Origin of the sequence: Formosa bonchosmolovskayae, assembly GCF_051016085.1 — a bacterium.
In the GTDB taxonomy this organism is placed as follows: Bacteria; Bacteroidota; Bacteroidia; order Flavobacteriales; family Flavobacteriaceae; genus Formosa.
Genome location: NZ_CP174605.1, coordinates 2,948,829 through 2,965,290, shown reverse-complemented (window position 1 = coordinate 2,965,290; position 16,462 = coordinate 2,948,829). Strand labels below are relative to the sequence as shown.

Below are 16,462 nucleotides of genomic sequence, written 5' to 3'. Positions count from 1 at the left end.
TTCAAGTTATATTTTCAGTGTTAAAAAAGAACCTCAGACTTCATTTAAGTCTGAGGTTCTTTTTTTTAGTACAGATTCACTATTTCTATTAAAAACTTATAAAACCACGTTCCTATTCCAATACAATAATTAAATCATCGGCATGGACCATGCCTCCTGTTTTTCGTATAACCTCTTTTACTGTAGCATCTACAGATGCCGTAATGGTGGTCTCCATTTTCATGGCTTCAATTATAAACAAAGGCTGATTTTTAGTTACTTTATCTCCTTTTTCTACTAATATGGTAGACAACATACCTTGTAATGGCGCACCGATCTGATTCGGATGGGACTTATCAGATTTGATATGTTCTACCGTATCAACTTTAATCGACGTATCTTTTATTTTCACACTTCGTCCTTGGCCATTCACCTTAAAATATACAGTAACCAAGCCTTCATAATTGGCTTCTCCTACAGACTCTAAAGTAATTAGCAGTGTTTTTCCTTTGTCTAATTCTACAATAATTTCTTCTCCCAAATCCATACCATAAAAAAAGTTTTTGGTCGGTAAATTCATCAGGTTATCATATTTTAAATGCTTGTTAAACGCATCGGTAAACACTTTCGGATATAGCTGATAAGACAGGAAATCTGTATACTCTAACTTTCTACTAAAATCCTTTTCGAATGTATCTTTAAACGTCTTAAATTCCTCTTCCAGATCTAAAGGCGGTATATGTGCATTTGGTCTGTCTGTATATGGTTTCTGATCTTTTAAAATAAGTTGCTGGAGTTGCTTCGGAAAACCACCAACCGGCTGTCCGAGATCGCCTTTAAACAAATCGACTACCGACTGCGGAAAGGACATAGAGTCTCCACGCTCAATAACATCTTGCACCGTAAAATGATTACTCACAAGATATTGCGCCATATCTCCTACCACTTTAGAACTTGGTGTGACTTTAACAATATCTCCAAAAAGGGTATTCACTTCGGCATACATTTTTGTAATTTCATGAAAGCGACTTTCTAACCCCAAAGCTTGAGCTTGTGGTTTTAAATTCGAATATTGCCCGCCAGGAATTTCATGATTATACACATCGCCAGAGCCCGACTTTAAACCCGATTCAAACGGATAATAATAGTCTCTCACGGTTTCCCAATAATTAGAATATTCATTTAAAGAATCGATTTTAATTGGACTTGCGCGATCTTGATATTTCAGCATCTCGACAATCGAATTAAAATTAGGTTGCGATGTTAAACCCGATAAACCACCTAAGGCAACATCTACCACATCTACGCCAGCTTCAATCGCTTTTAAATAGGTTGCTGCTTGGATAGACGACGTATCATGTGTATGTAAATGAATCGGAATATTAATCTCCGATTTTAAAGCCGAAATTAACTCGTAAGCGGCATAAGGTTTTAGCAAACCGGCCATATCTTTAACACCTAAAATATGAGCGCCGGCTCCTTCAATTTCCTTAGCTAGATTGATATAATAGTTCAGGTTGTATTTTGTGTTTTTTGGATTTAAAATATCGTTAGTATAGCAAATAGAACCTTCTGCCAATCCACCCGTTCGTGTGCGTACATGCTCGATACAAGGCGCTAAGGATTTCATCCAATTCAACGAATCAAATATTCTAAACACATCGACTCCATTTTCCCAAGACTGTTCTACAAATTCACCTATTAAATTATCTGAATACGCTTTGTACCCCACCCCATTCGAACCTCGAATAAGCATTTGTAATAGGACATTAGGCATGGCTTTACGCAACAATTGCAGTCTTTCCCATGGATTTTCTTGAAGAAACCGTAAACACACATCAAAAGTGGCACCGCCCCAAACTTCCATACTAAAAATTTCGGGATGATTCTTAGCATAACCTTCCGCCACTTTTAGCATATCGAATGTTCGCATACGTGTAGCCAACAAACTTTGATGTGCATCGCGCATGGTTGTATCTGTAAAATGTAATTGCTTTTCGTTTTTTAACCATTCCGAAAATTTATCCGGTCCTAATTTGGTTAAAAGATCCTTAGTGCCTTCAGGATACGTTGCGTTAGAATCGAATTTAGGCACCTTTGGTTTGATAAACGTTTTTGTAGTATCTACCTTTTTAACATCGGCATTCCCATTAACCACAATATCGCCTAGATATGTAATTAATTTAGTAGCTCTATTTTTAGGCGCTTTAAAGACAAATAAATCTGTATTAGCTTTTATAAAGTTTACTGTTACTTTTCCTTGCCTAAAGGTTTCATGTTTTAGAATATTATCCAGAAATGGCATATTGGTTTTAACACCGCGGATTCTAAACTCGGCTAAAGCACGACGAATTTTACGACTTGCACCGTCTAAAGTTCTTCCATGTGCGGTAACTTTTACTAGCATAGAATCGAAGAAAGGCGAAATTACAGCACCCTGATAAATACTTCCTGCATCTAAACGGATTCCAAATCCTGCCGCGCTTCGGTAGGCAGACACCGTTCCATAATCGGGTTTAAAATCGTTTTGAGGATCTTCTGTTGTAATTCTGCACTGTAAAGCGTAGCCACTTATTTTTATGGCATCTTGACTCGGAATTTTAATTTGCTCATCCGATAGTTTATAACCACCAGCAATAAAGAGTTGTGCTTTTATTAAATCTATATTGGTTATCACTTCGGTAACCGTGTGCTCTACTTGCACTCTTGGATTGACTTCAATAAAATAGATTTCGTCATTTTCAACTAAAAACTCAACTGTACCAATATTATTATAATCTACAGCTTTACATATTTTTAAAGCATAATCGTATAACGCTTGCTTGGTTTTTACCGATAAATCAAACGAAGGCGCAAACTCGATTACTTTTTGGTAACGCCGTTGCACCGAACAATCCCGTTCAAACAAATGCACCATATTACCATGGTTATCGGCTACAATCTGAATCTCGATATGCTTCGGATTTTCTACAAATTTTTCTAGAAACACCGTATCATCTCCAAAAGCATTTAAAGCTTCTCGCTTACTTTCGTTAAACGCACTTTTAAGCTCCTCTTCCTTTCTAATCACCCGCATTCCTCGTCCGCCACCACCAGAAGCCGCCTTAAGCATAATGGGATATCCAATATTTTCGGCCTCAGATAAGGCTACATCTATTTCGGTTAATGGTTTACTATTACTTCTTATTATTGGAATATCGTTTTCTACGGCGACGCGTTTCGCCATAATTTTATCTCCTAACGATTTTAAAACGGAAACTTTTGGTCCGATAAAAATAATACCATGATCTTCGCAAGCCTGCGCGAAATTGGCGTTTTCTGATAAAAATCCGTATCCCGGATGAATGGCATCTGCACCATGTTCTACCGCAACTTTAATAATACTTTCAATATCTAAATACGGCTTTAAGGGTTCGTTATCTTCCCCTACTTGGTAGGATTCGTCTGCTTTATAGCGATGTAAGGAATACCGATCCTCGAAGGTGTAAATCCCTATAGTTTTTACATTAATTTCTGTGCAGGCCCTAAAAATTCTGATGGCTATTTCACCGCGATTGGCGACAAGTACTGTTTTGATTTTCAATTTGTTTGGGTTTTAGTTTGTTATTTTTCACTTAAATTTAATGACATTTATTTACAATTAATATCTTTTTCACTTTTTAATGTAAATGATTTTTTTCACGGTATAAAACACTGCAAATCCTGACTTTAAAAATGAAATAATAAGATCTAAAGCTAAAACCAACAAGAAATCCAATGCCCATGAGCATTGGATTTATAAGATAAGAATGTACTTATGTATGTTATTGCATCACCTACTGTAGCATGTAATACTTAGTCTCTAATACTCCATACTTCATGAATAGGATCGCCTTTACTAGACTTACCTGAATGATGCCAATTTCCATCAATAAGTTCAAAATTAAAAGATAAAGACAAACCGACTTTAGAATTATCTTTAGAAAAAAACGCAATATTTTCGGTATACTTGCCATTATTAGTGGTGTACGTACCACCGCCAGTACCTTTAAATTCTTTTGTTTCTATATTAAAGGCTATCCATTGAAATCTGGTTCCTGATAGTATTTTCATCGTTTTTCGCGGACCTGTTGTATCTCGCGATTGTACCGTCCCATCTTTAACTCTTCCAGACATTAACCACGCGCCTTGCAACGCTCCCGGTGTTCCATTGTCTATTTGGGTAAATGTTGTATTGCTTTCAATGTGTTTAAGTTTAGAATCCGTTATACTCACGCTATAACTAATTGTCGTGCCAACCCGATCCGAATTAGAAGAATCAAACTCTATGTGTTCTGTCATGTTATCTCCTTCTATTTCCCAACTACCCCCTGTGGTACTTACAAATTCGCCTGTATTCGCATTAAACGCTGTTAATACGTAGTAGCCATCGGTATATACCATAACATGTTTTACCTTGAGGTGTTCCGAGGTCGAATAACGCTCCCAAGCCCCAATTAATCCTTGTGCATGTAGTCCGAAGGACAAACAGAAACAAACTAATAATCCTATATATTTTTTCATAACGTTTTAATTTATAGTGTTTAAAGTAAAAATAATAAAAGTAAAATATTTATTGAACAGAAATTTAAAAAGGCATGTTAAGATTCATCCGTTTTAACACAGCTAAAAACCTCCACCGCTTAATGAAGGTTTTATATCTTAATATGTGATTAGTGTTGCGGTAAAACCAATGATTATAAAATACCAAATTCGGCCTTTTATCTTTACTATTTATTAAAATTACGATACATTATTCGTGAGTTTTTTCTTATACTTTTGACACACTGTGACACAAACTGAACGGTTATGAATTTGGTAGCACCCGACTGAAACGAAGTTAGGATTTACAAGAGGTTTTGTTCGAGTCTTGTTCAGATCTTGTTCGGTAACGCTTCGGGTGTGTTTTCCGAAAATGGCTCCTTTTACAAATCAGACACGAATCTGATCTTAATCCACCCTTAAAAACAACTTTTTTTGGTGTAACAACTTCTCAAGGATATAAGTTAACAAAACTTTACACCCCTTTACTCCTCCTATTTTGTAATTTTATTTGAATAAGTCAAGGAAAACGCACAAAAAAAAAGAATTATGGGAAAGAAAGTAGCAGACCAAATTGTAGAAATGCTAGTAAGCAACAATGTAAAACGCATTTATGCGGTTACGGGAGATAGCTTAAATGAATTAAATGATGCCGTTAGGCGAAGTGGAAAGATTAAATGGATTCATGTCCGTCATGAAGAAGTTGGTGCTTACGCTGCTGCTGCCGAAGCAGAATTAGACGGTCTTGCCTGTTGTGCAGGAAGTAGTGGTCCTGGACATGTACATTTAATTAATGGTTTATACGATGCTAACCGTTCCGGAGTTCCTGTAATTGCTATTGCGTCTACCATTAATACGCCAGAATTTGGAGTAGATTATTTTCAAGCGACCAACACTTATAAATTATTCGATGATTGTAGTGTATATAATGAACTGGCGAGCACACCAAAACAAGTCCCACGGATGTTACAAGCCGCCATACAAAACGCTGTACATAAAAAAGGTGTAGCAGTCTTTGGATTACCTGGCGATGTATCTGCCATGCCTGCTGAAGAAAGTGCCACATCTATGTATAATTTTCATGGCGAAACCATTTTACGACCAACAGATACCGAGTTACATAAACTGGCAGATTTAGTAAATAAACATCCTAAAATTTCCATTTATTGTGGTATCGGAGCACGCGAAGCTCACGACGATATTATTAAATTGGCAACCTTATTAAAAGCACCCATTGGCTATTCCTTTAGAGGAAAAATGGGTATGCAATATAACAATCCGTTTGAGGTTGGAATGACAGGACTCTTGGGAGTGCCGTCTGCCTTCCATGCCATGCACGAATCGGATGTGGTTATCCTTTTAGGAACAGATTTCCCTTACGAACATTTTATGCCCGTAAAAAACAAAATCATTCAGATAGACGAAAAGCCCGAACGTTTAGGGAGACGTGCAAAACTAGAAATGGGATTGTCTGGAAAAATTACAGATACCATCTCGGCTTTATTACCATTAATTAAAGACAAAGAAGACGATAGTTTTTTAAAAGCACAATTACAGATTTACGATAAAGTAAAAGAGAACTTAGATATTTATGTAAATGCAAGCGGATCTGAAAACCATATTAGTCCCGAGTTTGTAGCTTCGACTATAAATAAAATGGCAAATGATGATACGGTTTTTACGGTAGACACCGGTATGTGTTGCGTTTGGGGAGCCAGATATATTGAAGGGACTGGAAAACGAATGATGTTAGGCTCATTTAATCATGGTTCTATGGCCAATGCCATGCCCATGGCAATTGGGGCTCAATTAGCTTATCCAGAACGTCAAGTGATTGCCTTTTGTGGAGATGGTGGCTTGTCTATGTTATTAGGCGATTTGGCTACCATTAAACAGTATAATCTACCTATAAAACTCATCGTTTTTAACAACCGTTCTTTAGGTATGGTACAGCTAGAGATGCAAGTAGAAGGTTTACCTAATAATGAAACGGATATGATTAATCCAGATTTTGCCATGATAGCAGAAGCTATGGGCTTTAAAGGTATTTCGGTCACAGAGCCTGATCATGTAAAAACGGCGTTAACCGAAGCTTTTATACATGACGGTCCTGTTTTAGTTAATATTTTTACCAATCCGCAAGCCTTAGCAATGCCTCCAGAAATGGAATTCGATCAGATGAAAGGCTATGCATTGTCTATAAGTAAAATGATTTTAGGTGGACGTATGGATGAAGTCTTAGAAATGGTAAAAACAAATTATAAGCACATGAAAGAAGTGTTATAAATAAATTACTGCACAACTTAAAAATCAATTCAATCACATCGTACCGGTGTTATTCCCATATCTGGAAAAGATAGGTTTAACATCGGTACGTTGTTTATAAATTTCTGGTTACTAACCACGTTGCATCATTTTATGTTTAGAATGGTTTAGCGCGAGATAGTTAATGCCAGCCACTATACCGCCAATACATACTATTATTCCAGAATGTATGGCATTTAGAATAATAAAATCTCTGGTCCCTCCCGATAAAATGGAATACCATAGAAATGGACAAAACACACCTACTAAAGCGATATTTCGACCGGTTTGCATGCCTTTTTTATACAAAAGACTGTTTTTTGGTGTCTTTTTAGAAGTTACAGGTTTTCCTTTAACTGCCTTTACACAGATTTTACCGACCAAAGTATAGGGACACGCTTGAATAACAGCTTTAAAGAAATGACTTACTGATTTCATATATATATAGTTTTTAATAATTATGCACGATATAAATAGAAATTACAAAATAATCATATGCACTAAAAAGCATATATCAACTCAAAAAAAGAGCTCACCTCTACTCCAATCTAGCTAACGTATTCTAATATTCTGAGTTTCTATCAAAACATATGCAATATAACACATATGAATAATTACTCCAAATCTTTATACTTGAAAATATGAATTCCGCTCATACAATAGAGAAGGCCTAAAGAACTGTTAAGATTTTAATCTTACATCCTTTCCTATAGTCAAACCACTTACATTTATAATAGCTTACATCGCTGTAGATTGATAAAACATATTGTATTAAAGATATCAAAACCAATGAAAAAGAAAATTATAATCGTACTATCTCTGCTCATTTTGTTCAACTTAGTACTTATATATGCTGCTAATATGGCCATTGAATCTAATGCAAAGAATAAAACATTTACGAAGTCTAATCAGATCAAGAAAAATAAGGTCGGATTGGTACTTGGAACGTCTAAGTTTTTAACGAACGGAGAACTTAATTTATACTTTAAATATAGAATAGATGCTACGGTAGATTTATTTAAAAATGGAAAAATTGATTTTGTCCTTATAAGCGGAGACAACGGAAATAAAAACTACAACGAACCTACAGATTTTAAAGAATCTTTAATACAACGCGGTATTCCCGAAAATAAAATAATCTTAGATTATGCCGGTTTTAGAACATTAGATTCTGTTGTGCGTGCCAAACACATATTTGGGCAAACAGAACTCACAATAATATCTCAGCAATTCCATAATGAAAGAGCGATTTATTTAGCGAATAAAAACGGCATGAATGCTATTGGTTTTAATGCTAAAGACGTCTCTACTCGTTATGGATTAAAAGTACAACTTCGAGAATATTTAGCACGTACTAAAGTGTTTTTAGATATTTTGTTTGGCGTACAACCAAAGTTTCTCGGCGAGAAAATCATAATAAGTTAATACCTTTCCGTTTTAGTCTACTTGATGTCTTGAGAACCTTATCAAAAATTTATAAATGAACAAGCTAGCTCTTTTTATCCTCTTAATTTCATGCCTGTCTTATGCTCAAGACATTGCATATTACAACACGTATTCCGATTTCGAGAATGGAAAAAACTATGTCATGTTCGGAGACCATGTCGCCTTTCGAGCCAAACCGGATACCACATCTAAGGCTATAGATGTTTTATCTATCGGTTCTGAAATTCAGATTCTAGAAAAAGCAACACAGACTGTGCTCTATAACGGAATAGCATCGCACTACTATAAAGTAAAATATAAGGATCAGGAAGGATACGTCTTAGGTGCCTTGATTTCTATAGGGCAAAAAGAAAAAGGAGCGTCTAAATACTTTTATACCTACAGCAAGAAAGATGATTCGTACTACATTGTAATCCGTCATTAAAATGAAGCTTTAGAAATCAACGAAGTCACTTCTGAGCTTGAAACCCTTACTTTTTCAGTAGAACTTTACGACAATAAAGGGCTTGAAGATGTAGACCAAATTATTTATATAGATTATCTAGCAGAAGCTTGTGGTGTAGAAGGTGGTGGTATTTACTTTTTTGAAGCGCATGGTACCATGACCAAAGCATTCTCAATTTCTCAAATTTCGGATGCCGGAGTCTATTGGTTTCATGAAGAACTTGTTTTTCCTAACGACACCGATGGCGTTGAAGGAAAACTAGTTTACAAAAAGGAATATGGCACATATCAAGACGAAGCGACAAATTGGGTAGAAGTGAATACCGTGAGTCGCGAGTTACAATGGATAGATGGTGAAATCGTTCCGAAGTTAAATATCGAAAATTAAATCTATGATGATGCAATAAATATTATTGTCGCCTTAGAAAGCCTGAAGAAATCGCTCTTATATACGCAAAATTCATTAATTTTATAATTCAATAAATTGAGTGACTGTAACGCTCAATTTTTCACATTTTACTCCATTAGGAACCGTTTAAGAATACTTAGACATTAAACACATCATATGAAAATCAATAACATTTTAGAAGGTATTGGTAACACTCCAATAGTGAAATTAGATAAATTATTTCCGAATGCGAACGTTTGGATGAAACTTGAAAAATACAATCCGGGAGGAAGTATTAAAGATAGGATAGCTTTAGCGATGATTGAAGATGCCGAACAAAAAAACATCTTAACTAAAGATACCCAAATCATTGAGCCTACATCTGGAAATACTGGTATTGGTCTTGCTATGGTAGCCGCTGTTAAAAACTACGATTTAACCTTGGTCATGCCAGAATCTATGTCTGTAGAGCGAAGAGCTTTAATGGCCGCTTACGGCGCAAAACTTGTATTAACACCTAAAGAATTAGGTTTAGGTGGTACGATAGCAAAGGCAAAAGAATTGGTTGAAAACAATAAAAATGCATGGATGCCGTCTCAGTTTACCAATCCTGCAAATCCAAAAATACACGAAGATACCACAGCTTTAGAAATTGTTGAAGATTTCCCAGAAGGCATAGATTATTTAATCACAGGAGTTGGAACAGGTGGTCACATTAGTGGTATGTCTAAAGTATTAAAAGACAAATTTGCCGATGTTAAAGTATTTGCTGTAGAGCCTTCAGATTCTCCAGTAATATCGGGAGGTGAACCAGGACCACATGCCTTACAAGGTATCGGACCAGGATTTATTCCAGAAACATTTAACACAGATCTAATAGACGGTGCTATCCAGGTTACCAAAGAAGAAGCATTTGCAGAAGTTCAGAAAATTGCTAAAACTGAAGGGATTTTAGTTGGTATTTCTACCGGAGCATCTTTAGCCGCGGTTAGAAAGCAATTAGAAAAGACGTCTAGTGATAAGGTTATTCTAACTATGAATTACGATACAGGAGAACGTTATCTTTCTATAGACGGTTTATTTAAAGCATAATGCAATAATTAACCAGATTAAGACTCTAACTTCAATCCATAATTAATAAAGCGCCATGAAATTTATTTCATGGCGCTTTATTTTTTTTGTTCCCTTGAACCTCAATAAGACAAAAAGGTGTAACAAGTCGGTTTACGTTTTATTGAATAATTAAGACTGATGTCCGACGTATCTTTTATCTTTCTTAAAATATTTAGAGATTTTACTAAGTTTTAATTAGTTTTACTATTTTAGAGCAAGTCAACGTAGCGACCAATAAAATAATGGTCTGAGTGGTATAGATTGAGTGCTTATCTCTTTTAAAAATTGCATAGGTGCTTACAGCAAAATCATGGTACAGACAGATTCACAAAATCACTAAATCCATGATTACTTGGCATTAAAACCTCAACCAAAATGAGTCATCCTAGAATAATTCTATATGTTTTATCAGTAATACTGTTAAGCTCCTGCAACTTTAAAACGACAAATAAAACCGATAACACATCGAGTGAATGGATATATCTTTTTAATGGTAAAGATTTAGAGGATTGGACTATAAAAATTAATCACCACGATGTAAACGATAATTACGCAAATACCTTTAGAGTTGTAGATAGCACGCTTCAAATAAATTACGATGGCTATTCTGAATTTGGACGACGCTTTGGTCATATCTATTACAACAAACCCTTTTCTTCTTATCACCTAAAGTTTGAATATCGTTTTACAGACCAGTGGATGGAAGATGCACCTCAAGGCACCTATAGAAATAGCGGTGTTATGATTCATTCTCAAGATCCGAATACCATGACTAAAGATCAGGATTGGCCAACATCGGTAGAATATCAAATTTTAGCAGAGAAAACAGCTGGTGAACCTAGAACAACAGCTAATGTGTGTACTCCCAAAACAGAGGTGTTTTTTAAAGGCGAGATGGATTCCAGACATTGCGTGCCTTCAAATTCTAAAACCTACACATGGAACCAATGGCTTTCGGGAGAAATTATTGTGTACCAAGATTCACTCATAAAACATATCGTAGAGCGGGATACGGTACTTCAATATACTAAACCTCAAATTAGTCGTGGCCGATTAGATGTAAACGACATTAATTATAAGAACGAAGGTCAATTATTAAAAGCAGGTTATATCGCTTTGCAGGCCGAAGGACAAGGTATAGAATTTAGAGAAATAAAGATTAAAACTATTAATTAATAATATTATGGCAACTACACTAAACAGGTCCTTTTCAGAATTAAAACGAATGTTAATTGCGATTGCATTGTTACTGTCTTTTAGTTTACAATCTCAATCTTTAACCCCGGTTACCGATTCTAAACCGGTAGATTTCAAAATATCACTCGCCCAATGGTCGCTACACAGAGCCTTTAATACCGGAAGTTTAAATCCTACAGATTTTCCTGAAATAGCCACCTCTTATGGTATTTATTCTATAGAACTTGTTAATAGTTTTTATAAAACCAAAGCAAACGATATGGTCTATTGGAAAATGTTTAAACAAAAATGTGAGGATGCCAATGTAAACGTCGGACTTATTATGTGTGATGGTTTAGGGCATTTAGGAGATGTCGATGCAAAGAAACGACAAAAAACCGTAGAAAATCATTTTGCTTGGGTAGATATCGCCAAATACCTAGGCGCACATTCAATACGTGTAAATGCAGCAGGTAAAGGTAATTCTGATGAGGTTGCGCTATATGTTATAGATGGATTGACTAAATTGGGAAAATATGGTGCCTCTAAGGGTATTAACATTATTGTAGAAAATCACGGTGGCTACTCTTCTAACGGAGCATGGCTTGCCAACGTTATGGAAAATGTAAATATGGAAAATGTAGGAACGCTACCCGATTTTGGAAATTTTTGTATGACTAGAGATACCAATAGAAATTGTTTAGATGAATACCATCGTTATAAAGGAATGACCGAATTAATGCCTTTTGCCAAGGGCGTTAGTGCCAAATCACACAACTTTGATGCCACTGGTAACGAGACTAAATCGGACTTCTTTAAAATGATGACTATTGTAAAAGCATCTGGTTATAAAGGATATATAGGCATAGAATATGAAGGCCGCGAACTGTCTGAAGACGAAGGTATAAAAGCTACCAAAGCATTGCTAGAAAATGTATTAGCTAAACTATAATAAAGACCAAATACTACAAAAAGGAAATTTATACGTCAAAAAACAGCCTTTTTTAAAGACCTCAGCATCCTCCCATATGACCCATACTAACGTCTTAGAATTCTACACAAAACTTAAAAGCTCGGAAAAAAACCTTGTAGATTTATTAGCATGTGAATCCTGTTTTTCTGAGGTTCCCGACACTTGGCACGTGGTGGTTGTAGATATTCAGAATTCCACACGAGCGGTCGATTCTGGAAATCATCATCAAGTCAATTTAACCGCTACAGGTTCAATAATTTCCGTTTTAAATGCGTTACGAAAAGAAAAAAAAGGTATTGAAATTCCTTATTTTTTTGGAGGAGATGGTGCCACATTTATAATTCCTACTTTATTTTTAAATAATATAATACTGATTTTAGAAAACTACAGTTTTCACATTAAAACAAACACCAATTTAACCCTTAGAGTTGGCCATGTTTCGGTTAGACATTTAATCACTCTAAAATCTAATCTTAAAATAGCGAAACATAAGCTCACCAACCAATTATCAATTCCTATTGTTTTAGGCAACGGATTGAAATTAGCCGAAGACATCATTAAACATGATTTTGAAAAAAATAACGCGACCCATTTCGAAAAAGACCTTTTAAATTTAGAAGGTATGGAATGTCGATGGAAGCAGATTAATCCGGATCAGTCACAAAATAAAGTTGTTTGTTTATTATTAGATGCGCTTAATGAAACCGATCAAAGGGCTATTTATAGAGATATTATTAACCAAATGGATACTATATTTGGGACCTTTGAAAATAGACAACCAATTAAATCGAACAAATTAAAATTGAATTTTAGTATTCGTAACATTTTGGAGGAGATGAAAATTAGTCTCGCCAATCGGGATTGGATGTATGTAACCAAAAAATGGGTATCTACCCTTTTTGGAAAATTCTATCTAAATCTAAGTCAGAATGGAAAACAATACTTAAAACAAATTGGTCAGTTGTCTCATACTTTTATGCTGGACGGTATGATTAATACCATTTTCACCGCCGAACAAGATAAAATAGACCAATTTGTAGCTTATCTAAATCGGTTAGAAAACGAAAAAAAGATAATCTATGGCATTCATATTACACATGCTTCTGTAATGTCTTGTTATGTACTGGATCGAAAAACAAAGCATTCTCACTTTGTAGATGGCACAGAAGGCGGTTATACTTCGGCAGCTAAAATGTTTAAAATAAAAAAAAAGATGAGCTAATCGGTGTTTAATTACAATTCAAAACACTTAAGAGTATACTATTATTCTTTACAATTTACCCAGGCGAACGATTTATAATACATCAGTTACAACCAAATAATTTTCTTTTTTTTTGTAATTTTTAATTGACTCATTAGACTTATTGAACATGACTCACACTTTTAATGAATTTTCTACTAATGCTATTTTCAACATTGGAAATGAGCATGACTTGGTGCCTTTTAAAAAAGCGAAGCAATCTGAATTTTACACCTTTATTTGGGCTAAATCGGAACCTGTAGAATTAATTATAGACAGTGTACCTTTTACAGTCGAGCCACACAGTATATTGGCTCTTACGCCTATTCAATATCTTCAGTATATCTCTGGGCGCGATGTTACTATATATCAGTTTAATCAAGAATTTTACTGTATTAAAGATCACGATCAAGAAGTGAGTTGCGTGGGTATACTTTTCTTTGGAAATATCAATATTCCAGTAATTCATTTAAATACAGTCGAACAAGAAAAATTTGAAACACTTCACGAAGTTTTTATAGACGAATTAGAGACTGAAGACAACATCCAAGCAGAAATGCTTAGAATGCTAATGGCTCGTTTTATTATAAAAAGTACGCGATTATTAAAGGCTAAGGCAGGTATAATTGAAACCCCTAAAAGCTCTAAAGTGGATTTACTACGTGAATTTAATTTCTTGGTAGAACAACATTTTAAAACAGAACACAGTGTAGCTTTCTACGCCGACAAATTATATAAGTCGCCTAAAACCTTATCTAATAATTTTGCAAAACTAAACAGAAGTCCGTTGCATATTATTCATCAGCGTATTGTACTGGAAGCAAAACGTCTATTAAGTTATACCGATAAAACCACTAAAGAAATTGCTTACGAGATTGGTTTTGAAGATGCCTCGCATCTGAGCCGATTATTCAAAAAACACACCACCTTATCCCCTTCAGACTTTAAAAAACGTCTAAATACCTCAAGTTAGGAAAAATTGACATGCCATTGGGCAAATTCTTCATTTTATAACGTCTCCTTCTATCGCATCTTTGCATTGTAATATTAAAACAATAACAAGATGAAATTAAAAAACATATCCATATTCAACCTGATTGAAATATTTGCCAACAATAGAAAAGTTGCGATAAAAACAATCAACACAGAATCACATTGCGATCAAAAGCACATTCACGATTATTATTGTGATGCCGAAAACCCATATGTAGGAAATTTCTAAGTACAAGGGAAAAAATGACATGCTTTAGGGAATAACACCTATTTTTTATCACCCCATTCTAGTGCAACTTTGTACCAACAAAATTTATAAAAATAAACATCAATAACAGCTGAATTCATTTCAGAATAAACATTTAAAATTATGAATACATTTAACAATATCCCTTCAAGAGAAGACGTAAGCACAAACAACCAAGCTATTTTCGACAACTTAAAAAAAGCTGTAGGTTTTGTACCTAATTTATACGCCACTTACGCACATAGTGATACTGCTCTAGAAAACTATTTAAACTTTGCTAATGCAAAAACTTCTTTATCTGCTAAAGAAAAAGAGGTTGTAAATCTTGCCGTTAGTCAAGTTAACGATTGTTTATATTGTCTTTCTGCACATACAGCTATCGGGAAGATGAATGGTTTTACAGATGCTCAAATCTTAGAATTAAGAGCAGGATATTCTTCAGTAAATAACAAATTAGATGCGTTAGCAAAATTAGCTAAAAACATTACTGAAAACAGAGGAAAAACGGACGAAGCGGTTTTAGAAAACTTCTTTAATGCGGGCTATACAAAAGGAAATTTAATAGACACCATTGCTTTAGTGGGCGACAAAACAATTTCTAATTACATACATAGTACAACCCAAGTTCCTGTAGATTTCCCAGTAGCACAACCTTTAGAATTAGAAACCATTTAAGACTAACAAATAACACAAAAAAACAATAAAAGATGAAAAAATTTATAGCAGTAATCGTATTCGCATTAGCCTTCACCGTATCAGGACAGGCACAAGATAAAATGAACGCTAAGGCAACAACAGTGGCTTTGGAGCAAACTAAAGGAGCGTTTACTCAGAAATCTCTTACCTTAAAAGAAGGTGATTATATTTTTGAGATCGCAAACAAAAACGTAGGTCATCAAGTTGGTTTTGTATTAGTACCAAAGGGTAAAGATGCATCTAACCCAGAAAACCACATTAGTACCGCGTATGTTACAAAGGCCGTAGAGAACAATACCTCAGAAAGTAGTAAAGTAACGTCACTTGAAAAAGGAGAATACGTATATTTCTGTCCGTTAAACCCAACGCCTCAGTACACCTTAACTGTGGAGTAATTTTTCGGAATATCTAAAAAAAAGCTGGACTCTATACATAGAGTCCAGCTTTTTTGCCTTCTATTATAAAATAATTAATTTCTGTTAGTCTAAATCATTTTTAGGCTGAATAACATTCTTAAAAGTCGGCCCCTGTTCGGTCATACTTGCCGCTCCTTTTTTATTGATTTTAAACGTAATATCTTTTGTTGTTGTAAATAAAATAACCGACGAAAAAGACGTTTTTAAATAAGGTTTTAAATATTCGAAGGCTTCATCTAAAGTGTATTCAAATTCCTCATCCTCTGTTTCTTTAGATTGATAACGTAATTTCACTAACACTTTAAAATCGTTATCAGAGTAAACGGGTCTAACAAATATATTTTTCAAGTTTGGTTTCCCTATGGTCTTTGCCATAGTTAACTTGGCAAATCGGCCTTCTTGAACACTTTCTTTTACGTGTTCCCAGAAAAGAACAAACACATCTTGGTAAGGCATAAACTAAAAATTAAGGATATAATAATTTGAT

General features: G+C 34.9%; 16 protein-coding genes. 12 read left to right on the top strand and 4 right to left on the bottom strand.

The annotated features are described in order from the left end of the window. Positions 1-112 precede the first annotated feature (112 nt). Complete coding sequence (locus ACKC83_RS12580) at positions 113-3,562, bottom strand: pyruvate carboxylase (protein WP_434035763.1); 3,450 nt, start codon at positions 3,560-3,562, stop codon at positions 113-115. Positions 3,563-3,813: 251 nt separating this feature from the next. After that, positions 3,814-4,521 carry a membrane or secreted protein gene (locus ACKC83_RS12575; RefSeq protein ID WP_434035762.1) on the bottom strand — a complete coding sequence of 236 codons (708 nt, stop codon included), beginning with the start codon at positions 4,519-4,521 and terminating at the stop codon, positions 3,814-3,816. A gap of 567 nt (positions 4,522-5,088) precedes the next feature. Here ACKC83_RS12575 and ACKC83_RS12570 point away from each other — a divergent pair. After that, positions 5,089-6,825, top strand: a complete 1,737-nt coding sequence (locus ACKC83_RS12570; RefSeq protein WP_434035761.1) for a thiamine pyrophosphate-dependent enzyme — start codon at positions 5,089-5,091, stop codon at positions 6,823-6,825. Positions 6,826-6,936: 111 nt separating this feature from the next. Here ACKC83_RS12570 and ACKC83_RS12565 read toward each other — a convergent pair whose 3' ends face one another. Further along, positions 6,937-7,281 carry a hypothetical protein gene (locus tag ACKC83_RS12565; protein WP_434035760.1) on the bottom strand — a complete coding sequence of 115 codons (345 nt, stop codon included), beginning with the start codon at positions 7,279-7,281 and terminating at the stop codon, positions 6,937-6,939. A 351-nt stretch (positions 7,282-7,632) separates the two neighbouring features. On the opposite strand from ACKC83_RS12565, the gene ACKC83_RS12560 reads away from it, so the two are divergent. From ACKC83_RS12560 to ACKC83_RS12510, 11 genes are all read left to right on the top strand, one after another. Beyond that, on the top strand, positions 7,633-8,268 hold the full coding sequence (locus ACKC83_RS12560; protein ID WP_434035759.1) for a SanA/YdcF family protein: 636 nt from the start codon (positions 7,633-7,635) through the stop codon (positions 8,266-8,268). 55 nt (positions 8,269-8,323) lie between these two features. Next, complete coding sequence (locus tag ACKC83_RS12555) at positions 8,324-8,713, top strand: SH3 domain-containing protein (protein ID WP_434035758.1); 390 nt, start codon at positions 8,324-8,326, stop codon at positions 8,711-8,713. A gap of 177 nt (positions 8,714-8,890) precedes the next feature. After that, positions 8,891-9,121 carry a hypothetical protein gene (locus ACKC83_RS12550; RefSeq protein WP_434035757.1) on the top strand — a complete coding sequence of 77 codons (231 nt, stop codon included), beginning with the start codon at positions 8,891-8,893 and terminating at the stop codon, positions 9,119-9,121. A 177-nt stretch (positions 9,122-9,298) separates the two neighbouring features. After that, positions 9,299-10,213, top strand: coding sequence for a cysteine synthase A (gene cysK / locus ACKC83_RS12545; RefSeq protein ID WP_434035756.1), 915 nt, complete (start codon positions 9,299-9,301; stop codon positions 10,211-10,213). A 396-nt stretch (positions 10,214-10,609) separates the two neighbouring features. Then, a complete protein-coding gene (locus ACKC83_RS12540) occupies positions 10,610-11,410 on the top strand; it encodes a 3-keto-disaccharide hydrolase (RefSeq protein ID WP_434035755.1) in 801 nt (266 codons plus the stop codon). Positions 11,411-11,417: 7 nt separating this feature from the next. Beyond that, a complete protein-coding gene (locus ACKC83_RS12535) occupies positions 11,418-12,362 on the top strand; it encodes a sugar phosphate isomerase/epimerase family protein (protein WP_434035754.1) in 945 nt (314 codons plus the stop codon). Positions 12,363-12,438: 76 nt separating this feature from the next. Then, positions 12,439-13,605, top strand: a complete 1,167-nt coding sequence (locus tag ACKC83_RS12530; RefSeq protein ID WP_434035753.1) for a DUF3095 family protein — start codon at positions 12,439-12,441, stop codon at positions 13,603-13,605. 148 nt (positions 13,606-13,753) lie between these two features. Beyond that, complete coding sequence (locus ACKC83_RS12525; RefSeq protein ID WP_434035752.1) at positions 13,754-14,596, top strand: helix-turn-helix domain-containing protein; 843 nt, start codon at positions 13,754-13,756, stop codon at positions 14,594-14,596. A gap of 90 nt (positions 14,597-14,686) precedes the next feature. Then, the gene (locus ACKC83_RS12520; RefSeq protein WP_434035751.1) at positions 14,687-14,845 is read left to right on the top strand and encodes a hypothetical protein; all 159 of its coding nucleotides are present in this window, start codon (positions 14,687-14,689) and stop codon (positions 14,843-14,845) included. Between the two features lie 141 nt (positions 14,846-14,986). Continuing rightward, a complete protein-coding gene (locus tag ACKC83_RS12515) occupies positions 14,987-15,538 on the top strand; it encodes a carboxymuconolactone decarboxylase family protein (protein WP_434035750.1) in 552 nt (183 codons plus the stop codon). 32 nt (positions 15,539-15,570) lie between these two features. Next, positions 15,571-15,954, top strand: coding sequence for a cupredoxin domain-containing protein (locus ACKC83_RS12510; protein WP_414034200.1), 384 nt, complete (start codon positions 15,571-15,573; stop codon positions 15,952-15,954). Between the two features lie 84 nt (positions 15,955-16,038). Here ACKC83_RS12510 and ACKC83_RS12505 read toward each other — a convergent pair whose 3' ends face one another. Next, positions 16,039-16,431 carry a hypothetical protein gene (locus ACKC83_RS12505; protein WP_414034199.1) on the bottom strand — a complete coding sequence of 131 codons (393 nt, stop codon included), beginning with the start codon at positions 16,429-16,431 and terminating at the stop codon, positions 16,039-16,041. Between the last annotated feature and the right edge of the window lie 31 nt (positions 16,432-16,462).

What these genes read in the sequence shown, in the direction of transcription:
- ACKC83_RS12575 (WP_434035762.1), bottom strand. Translation starts at nt 4,521, where the DNA reads ATGAAAAAATATATAGGATTATTAGTTTGTTTCTGTTTGTCCTTCGGA.
- ACKC83_RS12570 (WP_434035761.1), top strand. Translation starts at nt 5,089, where the DNA reads ATGGGAAAGAAAGTAGCAGACCAAATTGTAGAAATGCTAGTAAGCAAC.
- ACKC83_RS12565 (WP_434035760.1), bottom strand. Translation starts at nt 7,281, where the DNA reads ATGAAATCAGTAAGTCATTTCTTTAAAGCTGTTATTCAAGCGTGTCCC.
- ACKC83_RS12560 (WP_434035759.1), top strand. Translation starts at nt 7,633, where the DNA reads ATGAAAAAGAAAATTATAATCGTACTATCTCTGCTCATTTTGTTCAAC.
- ACKC83_RS12555 (WP_434035758.1), top strand. Translation starts at nt 8,324, where the DNA reads ATGAACAAGCTAGCTCTTTTTATCCTCTTAATTTCATGCCTGTCTTAT.
- ACKC83_RS12550 (WP_434035757.1), top strand. Translation starts at nt 8,891, where the DNA reads ATGACCAAAGCATTCTCAATTTCTCAAATTTCGGATGCCGGAGTCTAT.
- cysK (WP_434035756.1), top strand. Translation starts at nt 9,299, where the DNA reads ATGAAAATCAATAACATTTTAGAAGGTATTGGTAACACTCCAATAGTG.
- ACKC83_RS12540 (WP_434035755.1), top strand. Translation starts at nt 10,610, where the DNA reads ATGAGTCATCCTAGAATAATTCTATATGTTTTATCAGTAATACTGTTA.
- ACKC83_RS12535 (WP_434035754.1), top strand. Translation starts at nt 11,418, where the DNA reads ATGGCAACTACACTAAACAGGTCCTTTTCAGAATTAAAACGAATGTTA.
- ACKC83_RS12530 (WP_434035753.1), top strand. Translation starts at nt 12,439, where the DNA reads ATGACCCATACTAACGTCTTAGAATTCTACACAAAACTTAAAAGCTCG.
- ACKC83_RS12525 (WP_434035752.1), top strand. Translation starts at nt 13,754, where the DNA reads ATGACTCACACTTTTAATGAATTTTCTACTAATGCTATTTTCAACATT.
- ACKC83_RS12520 (WP_434035751.1), top strand. Translation starts at nt 14,687, where the DNA reads ATGAAATTAAAAAACATATCCATATTCAACCTGATTGAAATATTTGCC.
- ACKC83_RS12515 (WP_434035750.1), top strand. Translation starts at nt 14,987, where the DNA reads ATGAATACATTTAACAATATCCCTTCAAGAGAAGACGTAAGCACAAAC.
- ACKC83_RS12510 (WP_414034200.1), top strand. Translation starts at nt 15,571, where the DNA reads ATGAAAAAATTTATAGCAGTAATCGTATTCGCATTAGCCTTCACCGTA.
- ACKC83_RS12505 (WP_414034199.1), bottom strand. Translation starts at nt 16,431, where the DNA reads ATGCCTTACCAAGATGTGTTTGTTCTTTTCTGGGAACACGTAAAAGAA.